Source organism: Paractinoplanes globisporus DSM 43857, assembly GCF_000379645.1.
GTDB lineage: Bacteria > Actinomycetota > Actinomycetes > Mycobacteriales > Micromonosporaceae > Actinoplanes > Actinoplanes globisporus.
On sequence record NZ_KB903356.1, the window covers coordinates 19,903 to 38,225 of the forward strand.

Here is an 18,323-nt window from a genome sequence, read left to right on the forward strand (position 1 = left end):
ACCTCCCGGGGCGAAATGGGGATGGGGGTATCGCCGGGCCGGCCGCGTGGGTGTGCGGCCGGCCCGTTTCGGGGAGTCAGAACGCCTTGACCTCGAGCAGCCCGACCGAACCGGCGCCGCTCTGCAGCAGCACGCGGAGCCGAGTCGTGCTCACCGGGGTGAAGGTGACGTGGTTGTACTGGTTCAGGGCGGTCGGGTAGCCGGACGCGCCGGCCACGTCGACGTAGGCGGAGCCGTTCCAGGACTGCAGCTTCCAGGACGCCGGGACGCGGACGCCGCCGTTGTCGTCGAAGAAGTAGATGTCGGCACTGGACAGGGACTGGGCCGACGACCACGTCAGCAGCCCCCACTGCTCGCCGGTGTTGGGCCAGGTGCCCCACCGCGGGTTGACCGTGTCGTTCGACGACGGCGGGTCGATGCCGTCGTTGAGCGCGGCCACGCTCTCCCACGACGAGGTGTAGCTGGCGCTCGGTGTCGCCGTGAGTGCCTTGTTGGTGTCCGTGGGCGGTGGGATCACCACTCCCCCACGGTTGTACGCCTTGACCTCGGTGAGCCCGGTCTTGACGCCGGACGCGTGGGTCACCTGCACCCGCAGCTGGCTGGTGCTCACCGCGGCGAACTGGACCACGTTGTAGTTGGACTGCGGCGTCGCCGGCGTCTTCACCGGCGAGCCCACGTTCGTCCAGGTGCTGCCGTTGAGGTACTGGATCTGGTACGACGACGGCGGGCGATAGTGGTTGGTGGCCCGGTCGTTGCGGAACCAGAGGCGGACCTCGTTGACCGTGCGCGCCTGGCCGAGGTTGAGCTGCAGATAGTCGGTCGCGTTCGGCGATCCCCAGGTGCCCCAGAGCGGCTCGTTGATCGGGAAGCCGTCGACGGCGTTCGCCCCGGAGGTGCCCGACGCCGTGTACGACGCCGACGTGGCGACGCCCTGGGCGTAGTTCGGCAGGTCGGCGGTCAGGTCGACGCCGGCCTTGTTGAACATGTCCACCATCTGCGCGCTGTTCTGCGTCACCTGCGTCGGCGACTGGAGTCCGCCGTACGCGGCATTGAAATTGATCGTGGCTCCGCCCGCCGGCAGCGTGACCGCTCCGGTGTCGGGGTTCCAGATCAGGTGGACCAGGTGGTCGACGGTCATGACCCGGGTGCCGTTGATGAAGATCGAGTAGCCCTGCGGGATGCCGGAGTACTTGACCACGCCGTCGGCCGGGTCGTCCCAGACGATGCTGAGATCGGCGTTGCGGTAGCGCAGGTTGTTGACCGCGAAGTTGGGCCAGCCGATGTTTATCGGCCAGAGCTCGACCTGCTTGTCGGTTCGCGCCCGCAGGCCCGCCACGTCCTCGATCACGGTCCAGTTGCTGCTGCCGAGGATGTTGTGGTGGATCCAGGACCGGTAGTCGATGTTCTTGGTGCCGGCGTTCCAGTCGGCCCAGAACTCGTTCGCGTCCGGCCAGGCGGTGTTGCCGCTGACGTACTGGGCCCAGGTGTTCCAGTACAGCAGCTTCTTGTAGTCGTCGGCGGTCATCCACTGGTTCGGGTAGTTGCGCAGCACCGACGAGTAGAGCCGGAACTGGACCGTCGAGTTGATCGTCGAGAAGTTGTTGCTGCCCGGGAAGCCGGCCGCGGCCGCCGTCGCCTTGTCCCTCTGGTTCGCGGTGTAGAACGGGAAGATCGGGTACTCGGCCGGGTCGGCGAACAGCCGCAGCGCCTGGCGGTACTCGTCCGTGTTCGGCATCGCGCCCACGGCGTACGGATAATAGTTGTTGATCTCTTTCCAGGGCACGAGGCTGTTCGAGGCGATGTGCCGGTGCTCGATCAGCTTGTTGGTCGAGTCCCAGAGGTACGTGACGATGGCGTTCTTGATCCGGTCGGCGACGGCCTGCATCTCGGTGGCCTTCGCGGTGTTGCCGATCGCCGCGTACGCCTGCGCCGAGGCGAGGGCGCCGCTGTAGACGTACGCCGACTCGGCGCGGTCCATGTTGCCGGACTTCCAGTCGAAGGAGACGGCGTCCGCGTCGTTGCCGGTGAGCGCTCCCCAGTCGTACTCGATCAGGCCGTCGTTGTTGTGGTCGTAGAACGACAACTGGCCCTTGGCATCACCCTCGGCGTATTTGGCGAGGTTGCCGGCGATGGCCGGCTGACCGCCGTGGATCTCGTAGCTGCGCCAGGCCGCCTCGGAGATGTACTGCGTGTAGCTGTTCGACCAGTTCTCCGGGTCACCGGGGTTGTCCATGAAGCGGCCGCCCTTGGAGACCTGGCCCACCGAAAGCCAGTCACCGTACGAGTAGGCGGGATTGCGCAGGTACTTGAGGTCGTCGATGTGCATCGGCTGGGTCAGCGCGATCGCGTTGTTGTAGCCGAGCGCGCCCTCGACGCTGGTCGGGAACTGGTAGTCCTGACCCGGGATGTTGGCGTCGAGGTTGTTGAACCTCATCAGCCACCAGCGGTAGTAGATCTCTTTCTTGATCGCCGGCTCGGGGACGTCGATGTACGGGATGTTCTGCGCCCACCAGAGGTTGTACGCCCGGACGTGGGTGGCGAACGCGTTGTCCGGAGTTGACGCCTTATAAGCGTTATAATCGGACAAGGACTCCGGAATCTCGTTGGCGACAAAGCCCAGCTGGACCTTGACGGTGGTCGTCGCACCGGCGGCCAGGGTGATCGATCTCGTCAGCGCGCCGCTCGCCGCAGTGAAGCCGTCACCGCTCAGTCTCGGAAATATCGTGGTAAGTCCGTTTTTGACCGTCACTTGCCCGGTCAGGTCGGTCCCGCTGGTCGAGGTCGCGTACGGCGAGGTCGCCCGGAGAGCGACGGTGGCCGACGACGTGCCGGTGTTGGTGATGGCCAGGTTGTCGATCGCGACGTCGTTCTGGGTGATGAACTTCGTCTGGGTGATCCGGAGCGAGCCGTTGGTGTGCACGCTCTTCCAGTAGCTCGGCGCCTGCCAGCGCGACGCCACCTGCTCGGTCCACGTGCCCGTTCCGGCGGTCACGGTGAACGCCGGCTGGTCGTTGATGCTCTCCCAGTACGCGACCGTGCCGCCGAAGCCGAGCACCGAGGGAGTGTGTGTCTTCATGAAGACCGCTCGGCCCCGGCTCATCAGCCAGGTGCCGGCGGGGTCGTTGCCGGAGCGGGAGAGCAGCCGGTCCATCCAGAAGTCGGTGCCACCCTTCTCCGCGTCGTAGATGGCCTGCATCGTGCTGCCGGTGGTCATGGCCACCGGCGGGGCGGGGATCGCTGATCCCGAGAACGTGGGAAAGCCGATCGTCTGTGCCGCGGAGGCCGCTGTGGGAGTCAGCGTGATCGCGGCGGTCGAGCTGAGAAGAACTGTTGTCAACGCGATTGCCAGTCGGGGGTTTGGCATCGCGTCACCTCCCTTTCACTCCATTCAGGACGGGTTGGCGGGCAACCAGATCCGCATCGTGGACGGGCCGCGACGGGCCCAGCGGTGGTACGGGAGCAGCGGAACCACGACCGGATCGGGGCGTTCGGTGGCGGTGCGGTGACTCTGGTACGGCCAGCCGGGATCGGCCGGATGGATGCGGTGTCCCTTGACGGCACCGGTCTCGGGGGCGACCGACGTGTCGACCTGGAGTTCGTCCAGGCGTACGCCGTCCTCCTGATCTATCGACTCGGCGCACATCACGATCGGGCCCACCTCGACGGCCGCGCAGCCGCGCAGCGCGTCGGCCCGCGGGTCCGGGAACGTCCACCGTGGACGCATCGGCAGCTCCAGCCGGATCTGCTCGCCGGGGCTGAAGATGCGCCGGTACACGCTCTCGGGACCGGTGGCCCACTCCGGGATCCGGAAGGTCAGCGTGCGCGGGGTTTCCGGGGCGTCGACCACGGTCACGGTGATCACTCCGGCGTCCGGGTAGTCGGTGTCGACGTCCAGCACCATGCCGCCGGCCTCGACCCGCATCGGCGCGTACTGGTGCAGCTGCACGCCGCCCGGGTCCTCGGTGACGAGGTAGGTGCCGAGCGAGGCGATCAGCCGGCCGATGTTGTTCAGGCAGCAGGACACCTCGAACCACGGCGCTCGCGCGCCACCGCTGAAGCGAAGCTGCTCCCGGTCGGTTCGCGGCGGCTCGGCCGGGACCCGCTGGTGCAGCGTGTGCGCGTAGAAGAACGACCGGCCGTCGTCGGCGATCGCGGTGGCGATGACGTTGTGCAGCACCCGGTCGACGATGTCGCCGTAGCGCAGCTCGCCGGTGGCCAGCAGCAGCCGCTGGGCCAGCATGATCGTGGCGACGCCGGCGCAGGTCTCCGAGTACGCCCGGTCGGGCGGCAGCACGAAGTCCTCGCCGTAGCTCTCGTCGAGGTGCCGGGAGCCCATGCCGCCGGTGAGGTGCGTGCGGCGGGCCAGCGTGCGGTCGAACTGACGGGCCACCGCCTGGAGGAGCTCGTCGTCGCCGGTCTCGACGGCGACGGCGACGGCGCCGGCCGCCAGATAGAGCGCGCGCACCACGTGCCCGTGGAACACGTCGCCGTTGCGCACCGGCACCGCGTCCTGGAAGTACTGCCAGCCGAACTCGTGCTCGGGCAGCGTCCGCTGGCCGCGGCGGGCGACGAACTTCGCGGCCTGGTCGAGGTACCGCCGCTCGCCGGTGACCCGGAACAGCTCGACCAGCCCGGTCTCGACCTCGGGGTGGCCGCAGAAACCCTCGTCGGCGAAGACGCCGCAGATGTGGTCGGCGAGCCGGGTGGCGATCTCGAGCAGGCCGGGCGCCGCGCCGGTGCGTGTCCCCGCGACCGCCGCCTGGAAGAAGTGGCCGGCGCAGTAGAGCTCGTGCCCGAAGTTCATGTCGCCGTAGCGCGGTGGCTGGCCGGGCCGGCCGTACGCCGTGTGCAGGTAACCGTCGGCGTCCTGCGCACCCGCGATCAGCGCGGTCAGCTCGGCCAGCGCCTCGTCGTGCCGGACGCCACCCGGGCGGGCGGACTCCCAGCACAGGGCCTCGGTCAGCTTGTAGACCTCGGAGTCGCTGAACTCGCGGCCGCGACGCCGGTCGGTGCCGGGGTTGCGGAAGTTACCGGTCCAACCGACCCGCTCGACCCAGGTGCGGCTGTGCTCCATGGTGGCGGAGCCGTTGACCGCCTGACGCCGGCCCCAGAAGCCTCCGGTCAGCCGCACCTGATGCGGTCCCACGGGGCGCAGCGCACCGCGCGAAGGCACGACGGGTCCCGTCATAGGAGCCACCCCTCCCGAAATCTTTGAAAACCTTTTCGGGAATAGTGTCAGGCGTAACTCCACAGTGTCAACGATGAATTCCAATGATCTCCTGCTATGCTTCCGAAAAAGTTTCGGGAGGATTCGGTGGGCAGGAAACGCGCGCAGGTGACGCTGACCGATGTCGCGAAGCGGGCCGGGGTTTCGGTGGCCACCGCCTCCAAGGCGCTCAACGAGCGCGACGAGGTCGCGCCGGCCACCCGGCACCGGGTGATCCAGGCGGCCGAGGAGCTGTCGTTCCAGCCCAACGTGCTGGCCCGCAGCCTGATCTCCGGCAATACGCGTACGGTCGGGCTGCTCACCGACGAGCTGTCGGCGGCCCGTTTCGCGATCCCGGTGCTGCTCGGCGCGGAGAACGCGCTGGGCAACGAGCAGATGAGCGTGCTGCTCTGCGACGCGCGCGGCGACGCGATCCGGCGCCGGCACTACATCCGGGCGCTGCTGGCCCGGCAGGTCGACGGCTTCATCATCCTCGGCGACAACAACGAGATCCGGCCCTCGCTGAGCCGGGAAATTCCCGTTCCGGTGGTGTACGCGTACTGCGAGTCGGACGACCCCGCCGACCTCTCGGTCGTGGCCGACGACGCCGGCGGCGCCCGCCTGGCCGCCGAGCACCTGGTCTCGCTGGGCCGCAAGAGAATCGCCCACATCACCGGCGACCCCGGCTACCGCGCCGCCCGCGATCGCGCCGCCGCCCTGGTCGAGGTCCTCGACGCGGCCGGCCTCCCGCTCATCGGCGAGGCGCTGTTCGGCCAGTGGTCACAGCGCTGGGGCCGGCACGCGACCGCCCGGCTGCTCGCCACCCACCCCGACATCGACGCCATCTTCTGCGGCAGCGACCAGATCGCCTCCGGCGTCACCGAGGCCCTGCGCGACCTGGGCCGCACCGTCCCGGAAGACGTGGCCATCGTCGGCTACGACAACTGGGAGGTCCTCGCGGCCGAGTGCCGCCCGCCGCTGACCACAGTGGACCTCAACCTCGAACAGCTGGGCGCGACCGCCGTCCGCCACCTGTTCGCGGCCCTCGACGGCGACCACCACTCGGGCGTCATCCGCCAGCCCGGCCGCCTCGTCGTCCGCGAGTCGACGGCCGTGGCCGGCCCCATCCCGCGGCGCTGACTTCGGGTCCCCGGGCCGCTGCCGGCCCGGGGACCCGGTTTCTCAGTCAGCTGTTGTTCATGACGTACTTGACCTGGTCGGCCGAGAGCACCCCCTGATAGACGCGGACGGCGTCGAGCTTGCCCTGCCACCAGGTGGCGCCGCTGCGGCCGATGTACGTCTTGCCGGTCGCGGTCCAGGTGGTGATCCCGGTGGCGGTCGCCACCAGGTTGCCGTTGACGTAGAGCCGGGCGGTGTGCGTGGCCGCGTCGTAGGTGCCGGCGACGTGTACCCACGTGTTGCGGACGGCCGGGTTGGGGTCGGCCGCGGCGTACGAGACCGGGTTCGTCGGTGCGTCGGTCTGGGAGAACATGAACTGCCAGCCGTTGGTGCTCGCGTTGTATTCAAGGTAGAACGGGGATCGGTTCGTGCCCGGCTGGGACAGGAACACCCGATCGGTGGTGCTGGTGGTGTCGGTCAGGTACACCCAGGCGGCGGCCGAGAACGACGTGGTCGCCGACTGCACGAGGGCGCTGCTGGCCTGTGCGTACCCGGTGCTGCCGTTGAAGGTCACCGAACCGTTCTGGCTGCTGTTGTGGCCGGTGGTGTTCCAGGTGTAGCCGCCGGCGAGGGTCGCGGTGTAACCGAACCCGGACTGGTCGGCGATCGTGGTGCCGGAGCCGCCGCCCATGTCCCAGTTGGCGAGCAGCATCGGCGGGACGACCTTGTTCCAGGTCTGCACGTTCGCGAGCTGGCCGTCGTAGTGCCAGTCCCACGTGCCGTAGCCCGTCTTCATGCTGCCGAACTGCAGCTTCGTGCCGGCCCAGGTCCAGCTCGAGGTGCGGAACGCCGAGCCGACCGGCACATCGTTGATGTACAGCTGCATGCGCTTGGTCGACGCCTGGTACGTGACGGTGATGTGGTACCAGAAGCCGAGCTTCGCCATGCCGGCCGGCGACGACGCGGTGTCCCAGGTGGCCGACGCGAACACCACGTCGGTCTTCTGGAACGCGAACTTCCACGTCGTGTCGGAGGACGGCCAGATCTTGAAGAGCGTGCCGTACTGCCCGTCCTGAGAAATCACATTTCCGCTGTACGCGGTCGGCTTGGTCCACAACGAGACGGTGAAGTCCGCGTTGGTGTCGACCGCCCCGGCGCTGGTGTTCATGCCGTCGATGTTCGCCGCGGTGAACGTGACGTCAGGGCTGAACAGGTCACCGGTGCTGAACGACGGGTTCCCCGAGGTGGCGACCGCGGCGAGGGTTCCCGAGGAGTCGCGCGCGGTGTTCGCCCGGCCGTCCTCGGCGTCGTTGAACAGCCACGTGTGCGTCGGGGTGCTCAGCCGCTGCGTCGGCTGCGCCGCGATCGTGCCGCCGTTGACCAGCCATGCGGTGACATCACCGTTGGCGGCGACGACCCACAGGTCCGAGGTGCCGTTCCGGTTGACGTCGGCCGCGCGCAGCGACACCGCCGCGCCCTTCTGGAAGGTCGAGTTGGTGCCATCGGCGAGGACGGTCGGGGTGAACGTCAGCGTGGGGTTGCCGCTGCCGTCATCGACGTAGGCGAGGCCGGACCACAGCGACAGAGCGCCGGTGGACTTGTTCCACAGGAACATGTCGGTGGTCCCGTTCGCCCGCTGTGCCGTAGCGATCGTCCACGCGTTCCAGTTCATCGTGTTGTCCGGCGCCGGGGTGGTCAGCTCGAACGACATCGGATAGCTCGACGGACCGCCCAGGTTCGGGTAGTAGATCAGGTGGTAGCCGTCGATCGTGTCGCCGGACGTGCCGATGAGGTCCATGTACCCGGTGTTCTCGCCGGCGGAGTTACCCGCGTTCGCCACCATGAGCGGCTGGACCTCGTTCAGGCTGGCCGTGAAGTCGCTCAGGGTCCCGGCGAGGATCGAGTGCTGGTTGTCGTCGTACGGATTGATCGCTTCGCCGGTGTTGTTGCCGGCCAGCACGCCACCGCCACCGGTGGCCGGGTTGTAGTAGAGGAGATCCTGCAGGTTCGTCCCGGTGAACCGGCCGGTGATCAGCTGGGAGCCGTCGAAGTCGGCCGGGGAGCCCACCGTGCCGGAGCCGGTGCCGTTGCTGCCGATGTCCGTCGCGGTGGTGTTGATCGCCGGCGTACCGGTGCCGGTCGCCAGCCAGGCGCCGGAGGGGACGTTGGTCACCCCGCCCGGAACGAGCAGATCGGCGTTCCCGTCACCGTTGAAGTCCGCGTCCGCGGCCGGCGCCGGCAGTGCCGCGGTGAAGACCTGCTCGGCGGCGCCACCGATGTTCGCGCCGCTGGAGACGCTGACGACCGACAGCCGGTTCGTGGTGCGCATCGGAACGACGGAGATGGTCGCGGTGCCCGCCGCGTCCGCGGTGGCCGTGGAGATGGGCCCGGCGTTGATCTGGTACTGGTAGGAGGCCGGTGCCGTGGTCTCGCCCGGGTTCTTGGCGTACGTGATGGTGAAGCTCACCGGGGAGCCGATCGTGGCCGGGGGCGCGTCGCTGATGTCCGCCTCGTGCTGCCGGGTCGGATCGAAGGAGAACCAGCACGTCGCCGTGGCCGGACCGGTCAGCCCGTTCTGCGTCGCGGTGACGTTCCACGAGAAGTTCGTCTTCACCCCGGCGGCGATGCCCTCCATCCAGCTCTTCTTGACCGTGAACGGGCTGGAGCCGGTCCCGGATGCCACGTTGGTGACGGTGCCGCTCGTGCCCGTGCCGGTGCCGGTCTTCCAGACGCTGAAGTTCTCGGTCAGCGTGCCACCGTCCGGGTCGGACACGGTCGCGTACAGCTTCACGTCGCCGTCGCCCACCGTGCTCGCGGTGCAGGCCGTGGTCGGCGAGGTGTGCGGCGAGGTCGGCTTGTTCGGCTTGTGGTCGTAGGTGACAGTGATCTTGGGCGTGCCGGCGTTCCACCGCTTCCAGCCGTTGCCGGAGGACTCGTCATTCGCCTTGATCACGAACGTCTGGTTCTTCCGCGCGCCGAGGGCGGCCGCCTTCATGCCGGCGGTGATGTCGAAACCGACGCCGGCCGCGGGGCAGCCGCTGTCGTGCCCGTGGGCGGTGTTCACCTGGTCGTTGCGAGTGCCCAGATCCACGCCGGACCACGCGCTCCAGGACGCGTTCGCCGCGGTCACCACGGCCGTCGGGGCGTAGATGTCCACCTTGCTGGCGGTGCAGTTGAACGACCACACCTCGGTGATGTTGAGGGTGGCGTCGCTGATGATGACGTCCTTGGTCAGCTTGCCGGTGTCGACCGCGAAGTTCAGCAGCAGCCGCCGGACCGTCCCACCTTCCGGGTCCTTGCCGGACTGCATGTCGTTCTCGTCGCTCGGCGAGTTCTTCCAGTACTTCGTCCCCGGACTGCCGTCGTCGATGACCGCCCACCCGTTGGTCGCGGCGCCCCACGACCAGCCCGGATCGATGTAGACCGGCCAGGTCGCCGTGGCCAGCATCGCCTTCGACGGGGTCAACGTGATCTTGTCGCGGGTCAGGCCGACGCCGAGCGGCGCCACATGCGCGGCAAAACCGGGCGCGGCCTCGTCCGAAGTCGCGGCCAGGCCGGACTTCGCCGCCACCTTCCGCCCGGTCACCGGCTCGGTGACCGTCGCCGTCGAGGCGGCCGGCGTCGCCGAGTCCCACATGGTCGGGGCCGGGGCGGTCACCACCGTACGGTGATTGACGTCGGTGCCCGCAATGTTGCCGGCGGCGTCCTTGGTGAGGGTGACGCCGTCCGCCTTGACGGCCATGGTGAGCTCGGCCAGCTGGGGGTTCGTCGCCGCCTCCGCGTCGGCGACGACCAGCACCTCGGAGAACCCACCCTGATCGTTCGCGGTGACCTTGAGGTCGACGCTTGGCAGCACGGCCCGGTAGGTCGCGGTCGGCCCGTCGAGCGTCGGCTTGGGCAGCGGGAACGGAAGCGTCATCGCCAGCGAGCGGCCGCCGCCGGCCATCGTCGCCAGCGGCCCCGTTCCGCCGCCGGAAAGGCGCAGGTCACCGGTGGCGACCTTGGGCTGCAGCCGCCCGTCGGCGCCCACGGCGAGGGTCGCGTCGAGGTCCTGCCACGCTCCGGAGACGAACTTGCGAACCGGAGCGGCGGCCTGGGTCAGGGTGAACGACCCGTTCGGGTTGGCCGTCAGCGTGCTGGTGGGGGTGGTGGCCGCGGTCACCGCGACGGGCTTGCGGGTGGACTTGGCCTTGGCCGCCGCCGCCTCCTGCCCGATCGGCTTCGGCGCCGAGGGCGCCAGGGCGGGCACCGCGGCGGTGGGAGCGGCCATCGCTGGTGTCCCGGCGATGATCAGCGCGAACGACACGCTCGCGGCCATGACGGCGGCGGCGCGTAGTCGTTGCGGAACTTGTTCTGGCATGCAGTCCGACCTCTCGGTTGTCGACCGAATGCCGGCTCGATCGAGCCGGTCAGGTCGGTACCGAATCACAGCCGCCGGTCAATGTGGACAGATTGTCCCATATCAAGATCACCAATGTGATCGAGTTGTGACCATCGATTCACCGCTCGGTCCCCGAATGGTCGATCGGGTGCCCTAGACGATCGAAGGGACACCGGAACCCGTGCGAGCCGTACGGGATCAATACCCTGTCGAGGAGCGCGCCAGCCACCCTCAGAACAGAAGAAGCGCGTCGAACTGCGGCCCTTCCTCCATGCCTGCGTTGACGCGTCGCCGACCCACTCTCAAGCGACGGCATCCCCCGCAGCCTTGCCGCTGGATGCGGGCAGAGACCGTCGCCTCCCACTCCTTCGACCCGCAGCAGGAGCAGTACCACCGGCAGCGGTCGTGAGATCCCGGGCGGAGCCGATCAGGCCCCCGATCAGGGTGGTTCAGGTTTTCCAGAAAGGTGCCCGCGATCTCGGGATGCAGGTCGGCCAACGATCCACCGGGCGAAGGGTCCTGGCGGGACGCGCTGCGTCGAAGGATGCTGCACGGCCGGCAACCGCGCCCGGACGTACGCGTTACGACCGCCGCCACCCACTCGTGCCCACAGTCCGGGCATCGCCAGAGCACCTGGACAGCCGACCCACGAGCCAGATCGAGCAGCTCGATGTCCCGAGCCTTGTCGACGTCGAGAATGCGGATGGCCTGGGTGAGTAGCTCAGGGGCGACGTCACGGACCCGAAGTTCGGCCTTGCGCAGACGAGCTTGGTAGGCGCGTTCCCGCGCCAAGGCGAGCGGCGATCTGTTCGCTGGACAGCGGCAGGCACGGCACGGACTGCGACCGCAGCCACTCCGCCAGGACCAGAAACCACTCTGTCGCATCCTTGGTGCCCGCGATCACTGTCTCCTCGGAACCGGCGGCGTTCCCGGTTGCCGAACCCGCACATAGCGCAGGCCCAGCTTGGCCATGACCTCCGACTTGCGGAGGTCCCGGGCGTGAGCGGTGGCGTCGGTGTGCCACTGAGCCGGGTCCAGGTCGATGTAGAGCCCAGCCGAGGGTATGAAGAGGTCGAGTCGCTCTGCCGAGCGGCGGCCACCGTCGAGGCGGACGTCGACTTCCACCTCGTCGCCGGTCGCGGCCGCCAGTAGGTGGGCGACTTCCAGTTCAAGGAGGCTGCGCCAGGAGCACAGGGCGCCGGCGCGCGGATACAGAGTCGCCGGACCATGCCCGGGCCAGGAGAGGTTCGCTACGAATGTCGCCGCGATCTCGGGCATGAGCGTGGCGAGCGATTTCCCCTCGGGGGCGACCCGCTTGGCGACGCCTCGAGCCAGGTACGCGCAGGCGGCGCAGAGTAGCCGGGTCGCCTGGGTGACGACGGAGCGTTCGAAAAGCCGGAAACACTCTGGGCAGCGCCAGACGCAGACATCGTTGCTCCCCGCGGTGAGGCTCTGCGGGCCCCGGCCCGGGTGCGACTTGTTGGCGACGAACATCTCGGCCAGCTCCGGATGCGTGTTACTGAACGACGCGGCGTCGCCGGGGCTCCAAAGCACTTCGCGCGGCCGGCGGTTCGGGTTGTCACTGCGGCGACCCACTCATGCGCGCAGTCGCCACAGCGCCACAAGCATCGGTCGACCGAGTTCGGCCGAAGCAGTGCGGGCCGGCGCTCAGGACGCCGTTGATTGGCAACGAACTGGGCCGCGATCTTAGGGTGCAGGTCCGCAAGCGAGCGGCCCGGCTGTGGCGCACCGCCCATCAACCCGGCGCATCGAGGGCAGGGTCGGCCGGCGCCGACCACGTTGAACACTGTCTGCTCCCACTCGTGATCGCATGCGCCGCAGTGCCATCGGCATAGGTCGGCCGCGGACTTCGGTAACGAGTCGGGGGTGCGATGCGGGTTGGTGAGGTTGCGGACGAACATGTCGGCGACCGTGGGGTGAGTACTGCGTAGTGGCGAACTGGTCGGCGGGCGACGGTTCGCGGCCCGGCATCGTGGACAGACGCTTCCAGCGACCCGGAGCCGGACTCTCGTGTGCCAGCTGTTGCCGCAGGCGCAGCGCCACCAGGCGACCTTGTCCGAGCGCCGAAGACGGCTCCGGCAGTCCTTGCAGCCGGGGGCCGCCCGCACCCGCACCGCGGCCGCCTGCCACCACTCGAACCCGCAGGTCACGCAACACCGCCGGGCCTTGCGGTTGGAGCCCCGAGGAAGGTCACCCAAAGCCCCCGCCCAACCGTCGACCTCAAGGAGCTCCGGCAGGAGATCCGGATAGGCGCTCGCCACCGTCTCTCGGGTCTTCGCAGTCACGCCCGCATCTTCCCTGGCGGGTACGACAGTTTCGGATGGCTCAGCAGCCGAGGAAGCGTCATGGAACTGGTTCAGGTCGCCCGCCTGCTGTGCCCGTGGGCAATGTTGGTGTGCACCGCCGAGGCGCGGCAACCATGGCGAAGGGAACACTTCACCTGCAGGGGAGGGGCCCGGCCGTGAAGCCGAACCCCTCCGCCGACCCTTCGTAGGCTCAACCAGCACTGACACGCGGAGTTCCTGGAACGAGAACTCCGCCGCGAATCAGCTGCAGCCCGAGGTGGAGCCGCAGCCCTCGCAGACGTAGCAGCTGCCGGCACGGCGCATCTTGGTGCCGCAGGTGAAGCAGAGGGGGGCGTCGGCCGCCTGGCCCATCACTACCTCGAGCAGCTCGGTCGAGGAACCGATCGAGACCGGCACCGGCTTCTCGGCCTCGGGGGCCGGAGCCTCCGAGTTTGCCGCGCCCACGGGGGCGGAGACCGGAGCGGACGCGGCCATGCCGGCCAGGTCGGCCGACGCCGCCTGCGCCTCGGCGGCTGCCTCGGCCTGGACCTGGGTGGCGCGCTCCTTGGCCGTGAAGATGCCGAGATCGGCCCGGGTCTCGTACGGCAGGAAGTCGAGCGCCAGGCGGCGGAAGATGTAGTCCATCACCGACGCGGCCATGCGGACGTCCGGGTCGTCGGTCATGCCGGCCGGCTCGAAACGCATGTTGGTGAACTTGCCGACGAAGGTCTCGAGCGGGACGCCGTACTGGAGCCCTATCGAGATCGCCACCGAGAAGGCGTCCATGACACCGGCCAGGGTGGAGCCCTGCTTCGACATCTTGAGGAAGACCTCGCCGAGGCCGTCGTCGGGGTAGGACGACGCGGTGAGGTAGCCCTCGGCGCCGCCGACCGAGAACGACACGGTCTCCGACGGACGCTTCTTCGGCAGCCGCTTGCGGACCGGGCGGTACTCGATGACCTTCTCCACGACGGGCGCGGGCGAAGCCTCGGCCGCGGGAGCGACCTCGGCGGCAGGCTTCTTGGCCACCGACAGCGGCTGGCCCACCTTGCAGTTGTCACGGTAGATCGCCAGCGCCTTGAGGCCGAGCTTCCAGCCCTGATAGTGGATGTTCTCGATCTCCTCCACCGTGGCCGACTCGGGCATGTTGACCGTCTTGGAGATGGCGCCCGAGATGAACGGCTGCACGGCCGCCATCATCCGCACGTGGCCCATCGGCGCGATCGCGCGCTCGCCCATGGCGCAGTCGAAGACCGCGTAGTGCTCGGGCTTGAGCCCGGGCGCGTCGACGACGTTGCCGTGGTCGGAGATGTGCTCGACGATCGCCTCGACCTGCTCCTCGGGGTAGCCGAGGCTGCGCAGCGCGCGCGGCACGGTCTGGTTGACGATCTGCATCGAGCCGCCGCCGACCAGCTTCTTGAACTTGACCAGGGCGAGGTCGGGCTCGATGCCGGTGGTGTCGCAGTCCATCATCAGGCCGATGGTGCCGGTGGGGGCGAGCACGGACGCCTGGGCGTTGCGCCAGCCGTTCTTCTCACCGATCTTGATGCCGTTCTGCCACTGCTTGGTGGCTTCCTTGACGATCGCGGTGGCGACCACGTTGGACGAACGGATCTCGTCGTTGGCGGCGGCGTGCTTGCGCATGACCCGCTTGTGCGCCTCGGCGTTGCGGGCGTAGCCCTCGTACGGCCCGACGACCCCGGCGATCTCGGCGGAGCGGCGGTACGCCGTGCCCGTCATCAGCGAGGTGATCGCGGCGGCGACCCCACGGCCACCCTCCGAGTCGTACGGCAGGCCGGAGGCCATCAGCAGCGCGCCGATGTTCGCGTACCCGATGCCGAGCTGGCGGTAGGCGCGGGTGGTGACCCCGATCTTCTCGGTCGGGAAGTCGGCGAACGCGATCGAGATCTCCATCGCGGTGATGATGAACTCGACGCTCTTGACGAATTTCTGGACCTCGAAGCCGCCGTCGGCCGTGAGGAACTTCATCAGGTTGAGCGAGGCCAGGTTGCAGGACGAGTCGTCCAGCGACATGTACTCCGAGCAGGGGTTGGACGCGGTGATCCGGCCGGTCTCGGGGTTGGTGTGCCAGTCGTTGATCGTGTCGTCGTACTGCAGGCCGGGGTCGGCGCACTCCCACGCGGCCTGGGCGATGTCGTGGAACAGCTTCTTCGCGTCGACCTCTTCGATGACGGAACCGTCGAGGCGTCCGCGCAGCCCGAACTGACCGCCCTCCTCGTACGCCCGCATGAACTCGTCGGAGACGCGGACCGAGTTGTTGGCGTTCTGGTACTGCACCGAGACGATGTCGGCGCCGCCCAGGTCCATGTCGAATCCGGCGTCCCGCAGCGCGCGGATCTTGTTTTCCTCGCGCGCCTTCGTGGTGACGAATTCCGCGATGTCGGGGTGGTCGACGTCGAGGATGACCATCTTGGCGGCCCGGCGGGTGGCACCGCCGGACTTGATCGTCCCGGCGCTCGCGTCGGCGCCGCGCATGAAGCTCACCGGTCCGCTGGCGGTCCCCCCGGACGACAGCAGTTCCTTGGACGAGCGGATGCGGGACAGGTTGACGCCGGAGCCGGAGCCGCCCTTGAAGATCAGCCCCTCCTCCTTGTACCAGTCGAGGATCGAGTCCATCGAGTCGTCGACCGACAGGATGAAGCAGGCGCTGACCTGCTGCGGCGACTTGGTGCCGACGTTGAACCAGACCGGCGAGTTGAAGCTGAACACCTGGTGCAGCAGCATCCAGGTCAGCTCGTGGTCGAAGAGCTCGGCGTCCGCCTTGGTGGCGAAGTAGCCGTGCTTCTCGCCGGCGTCGCGGTACGTCGAGACGACGCGGTCGATGAGCTGCTTGAGCGACCACTCCCGCTCCGGGGTGCCGACCGCGCCCCGGAAGTACTTGGTGGTGACGATGTTCGCCGCGTTCACGCTCCAGAACGCGGGGAACTCGACGCCCTTCTGCTCAAAGTTGATCGAGCCGTCCCGCCAGTTCGTCATGACGACGTCCCGGCGCTCCCACTCGACCTCGTCGTACGGGTGGACACCCTCGGTCGTCCAGACCCGCTCGACGCGCAGCCCCCCGGCCGCCGCCGCGCTGCCGTTCGCCCGGCTGCGCTGCCGCCCTGCTGTGATGCCGTCCCCGGCCATACTGCTCCCCCTCGATGGAACTGCTTCGTCAGTTTTTCTGGCTCTCGCGCAGCGCGACGATCTCCTTCTCGAACTCGTCGAGCGAGTCGAAGGACTTGTACACGCTGGCGAACCGGAGATAAGCCACCTGGTCGAGTTCCCGCAGCGGGGTGAGGATCGCCAGCCCCACCTCGTGACTCGGGATCTCGGCCGCGCCCTTGGCCCGCACGGTCTCCTCGACGCGTTGCGCGAGCTTCGCGATCGAGTCCTCGTCGACGGGCCGGCCCTGGCAGGCCTTGCGGACTCCACTCATGATCTTTGTCCGGCTGAAGGGCTCGGTCACGCCGCTGCGCTTCACGACCGCGAGGACCGCCTCCTCGACCGTGGTGAAGCGCTTGCCGCACTCGGGGCACGAGCGACGGCGCCGGATCAGCGCTCCGTCGTCGGCCTCGCGCGAGTCGACCACGCGCGAATCGGCGTGGCGACAGTACGGGCAGCGCACCGCGATCTCCCTTCGAGAACCCCTTCCACGGTGTCTCCAGGCACACCGAAATGCGGCGTCGCGATGGTCACAACCAGCGCGCCGCCGTGAACGGCCTGTGGATAACCGGGGAGGTCAAACCCCAACCTGTGGATGACTTACACCCTTGTAACTACTAGATGTTGGGGTAGACGCTATGCCGCCGCGGACGCGGGCGCAAGCTCAGCGGCGTGCCGACGCGCCGTATTTTCCGACTCAACACGTGCGGTGTACCGCCGATTACCGACCGCCGCGACTCGTCTCGTTCAGACAAGATCAACGCGAAGTTTGGGGCAAGATCACGTGCGCGGGAGGGTCAGAACCTGGCCGGGCTGAAGATCGTAGCCGCCGAGGTGATTGAGCCGCCGGATCTCGGCCACCGCGTCCCGGGCGTCGCGACCGGGTCGCACCGCGGTCGCGATCTCCCACAGCGTGTCGCCGGGCCGGACCGTGATCGTGGGGGCCGGCACCGCGGGGTCGTCGGAGGCCCGGGAGGCCGTGGTGAACAACACGGCGCTCGCCACCGAGGCGAGCAGCGCCAGCAGGACGATAACCACGACCCGGCCGCGGCGGGTCAACCGCAGCGGCGGCTGCGGCCGCCGAACTGATTGCGCCACCATCACAGACCCCCAAGATCGTCACTTAGAACGCCCGTACTATAGAACGCCCGTACGACGGTCTACCAGAACACACGTACGGAAGTCGAGCACCTTCGGGCGACACGCCGAAGCGAATGTCGTACAGATGTTTGAATATGCCGGATCCCACCACTACGGTTTTCCGACAAGAGGGGTCAGCCGGGCGAACGCCATCCCCACGGCATTCCGCGCCGGCACCGCGAGCGCACCACGTGCCGACCAGGCACTGGCCGACAGGGAGGCAGGACGTGTCGACCGACGACCGGACGAGCCGGCAACAACAGCAGATAACCAAGCGGCGCACGCCCAGCCGGGCCCGCGGCAACGACGCGCCACAGCTGCGGTCGGTCACGCCCGTGGTCAGCCACTTCCCCGACCTGGTGACCGCCGACCTGACCGCGCGCCAGCGACGCATCCTCGAGTTCATCCGGGACTGGGTGGAGCGCTACGGCTATCCGCCCAGCGTCCGCGAGATCGGCGAGGCGGTCGGCCTGGTCTCGCCGTCCAGCGTGGCCTATCAGCTGAAAGCCCTCGAGACCAAGGGCTTCCTGCGCCGCGACCCCAACCGTCCGCGCGCCGTCGACGTGCGCTCGCCCAACGAGCTGGTCGACGACGAGACCCTGCGCTCGGCCCGCCCGCAGCCGGCGTACGTGCCGCTGGTCGGCCGCATCGCCGCCGGTGGCCCGATCCTGGCCGAGCAGGCGGTGGAGGAGTTCTTCCCGCTGCCGCGCGAGCTGGTCGGCGAGGGTGACGTCTTCATGCTCGAGGTCAAGGGCGACTCGATGATCGACGCGGCGATCTGCAACGGCGACTGGGTCGTGGTCCGCCAGCAGCCCACGGCGAACGCGGGCGACATCGTGGCCGCCATGATCGACGGCGAGGCCACGGTGAAGAGCTACCGCCAGCGCGACGGCCACGTCTGGCTGATGCCGGCCAACCCGGCCTTCGACCCGATCCCGGGCGACGACGCCACGATCATGGGCCGGGTCGTCGCGGTCCTGCGCCGGGTCTGAAAAAGGCCAAGGCC

At 68.6% G+C, this 18,323-nt stretch carries 10 protein-coding genes and 1 pseudogene; 2 read left to right on the top strand and 9 right to left on the bottom strand.

What is annotated here, in order from left to right; genetic code table 11:
- Positions 1 to 76: 76 nt before the first annotated feature.
- Together A3CQ_RS0146380 and A3CQ_RS0146385 are read right to left on the bottom strand one after the other, a co-directional pair.
- Complete coding sequence (locus A3CQ_RS0146380; protein ID WP_026206951.1) at positions 77 to 3,364, bottom strand: discoidin domain-containing protein; 3,288 nt, start codon at positions 3,362 to 3,364, stop codon at positions 77 to 79.
- 24 nt (positions 3,365 to 3,388) lie between these two features.
- On the bottom strand, positions 3,389 to 5,188 hold the full coding sequence (locus tag A3CQ_RS0146385; protein ID WP_040434200.1) for a glycoside hydrolase family 127 protein: 1,800 nt from the start codon (positions 5,186 to 5,188) through the stop codon (positions 3,389 to 3,391).
- A gap of 126 nt (positions 5,189 to 5,314) precedes the next feature.
- Between A3CQ_RS0146385 and A3CQ_RS0146390 the strand changes: the two genes are divergently transcribed.
- Positions 5,315 to 6,346, top strand: coding sequence for a LacI family DNA-binding transcriptional regulator (locus tag A3CQ_RS0146390; RefSeq protein WP_026206953.1), 1,032 nt, complete (start codon positions 5,315 to 5,317; stop codon positions 6,344 to 6,346).
- A 46-nt stretch (positions 6,347 to 6,392) separates the two neighbouring features.
- Here the strand turns inward: A3CQ_RS0146390 and A3CQ_RS0146395 are convergent, their stop codons facing one another.
- The 7 genes and pseudogenes from A3CQ_RS0146395 to A3CQ_RS0146415 all read right to left on the bottom strand — a co-directional run bounded on the left by A3CQ_RS0146395 (position 6,393) and on the right by A3CQ_RS0146415 (position 17,275).
- A complete protein-coding gene (locus A3CQ_RS0146395; protein ID WP_084699516.1) occupies positions 6,393 to 10,685 on the bottom strand; it encodes a LamG-like jellyroll fold domain-containing protein in 4,293 nt (1,430 codons plus the stop codon).
- Between the two features lie 252 nt (positions 10,686 to 10,937).
- Positions 10,938 to 11,591, bottom strand: coding sequence for a zinc-ribbon domain-containing protein (locus A3CQ_RS64150; RefSeq protein ID WP_084699517.1), 654 nt, complete (start codon positions 11,589 to 11,591; stop codon positions 10,938 to 10,940).
- Between the two features lie 15 nt (positions 11,592 to 11,606).
- Positions 11,607 to 12,260: a zinc-ribbon domain-containing protein gene (locus A3CQ_RS0146400; RefSeq protein WP_020517815.1), complete on the bottom strand. Its 654-nt coding sequence runs from the start codon at positions 12,258 to 12,260 to the stop codon at positions 11,607 to 11,609.
- 56 nt (positions 12,261 to 12,316) lie between these two features.
- Positions 12,317 to 13,240 (bottom strand): annotated as a pseudogene (locus A3CQ_RS64155) (zinc-ribbon domain-containing protein); the annotation flags it as partial.
- Between the two features lie 33 nt (positions 13,241 to 13,273).
- Positions 13,274 to 16,159, bottom strand: a complete 2,886-nt coding sequence (locus A3CQ_RS0146405; RefSeq protein ID WP_020517816.1) for a vitamin B12-dependent ribonucleotide reductase — start codon at positions 16,157 to 16,159, stop codon at positions 13,274 to 13,276.
- 28 nt (positions 16,160 to 16,187) lie between these two features.
- A complete protein-coding gene (gene nrdR, locus A3CQ_RS0146410; protein WP_020517817.1) occupies positions 16,188 to 16,640 on the bottom strand; it encodes a transcriptional regulator NrdR in 453 nt (150 codons plus the stop codon).
- A 317-nt stretch (positions 16,641 to 16,957) separates the two neighbouring features.
- The gene (locus tag A3CQ_RS0146415) at positions 16,958 to 17,275 is read right to left on the bottom strand and encodes a LysM peptidoglycan-binding domain-containing protein (protein ID WP_245577665.1); all 318 of its coding nucleotides are present in this window, start codon (positions 17,273 to 17,275) and stop codon (positions 16,958 to 16,960) included.
- Between the two features lie 269 nt (positions 17,276 to 17,544).
- Here A3CQ_RS0146415 and lexA point away from each other — a divergent pair, with 269 nt between their 5' ends.
- Positions 17,545 to 18,309 (top strand): transcriptional repressor LexA, encoded by a 765-nt coding sequence (lexA, locus tag A3CQ_RS0146420; RefSeq protein WP_020517819.1) that lies wholly within the window; start codon positions 17,545 to 17,547, stop codon positions 18,307 to 18,309.
- Positions 18,310 to 18,323: the final 14 nt, after the last annotated feature.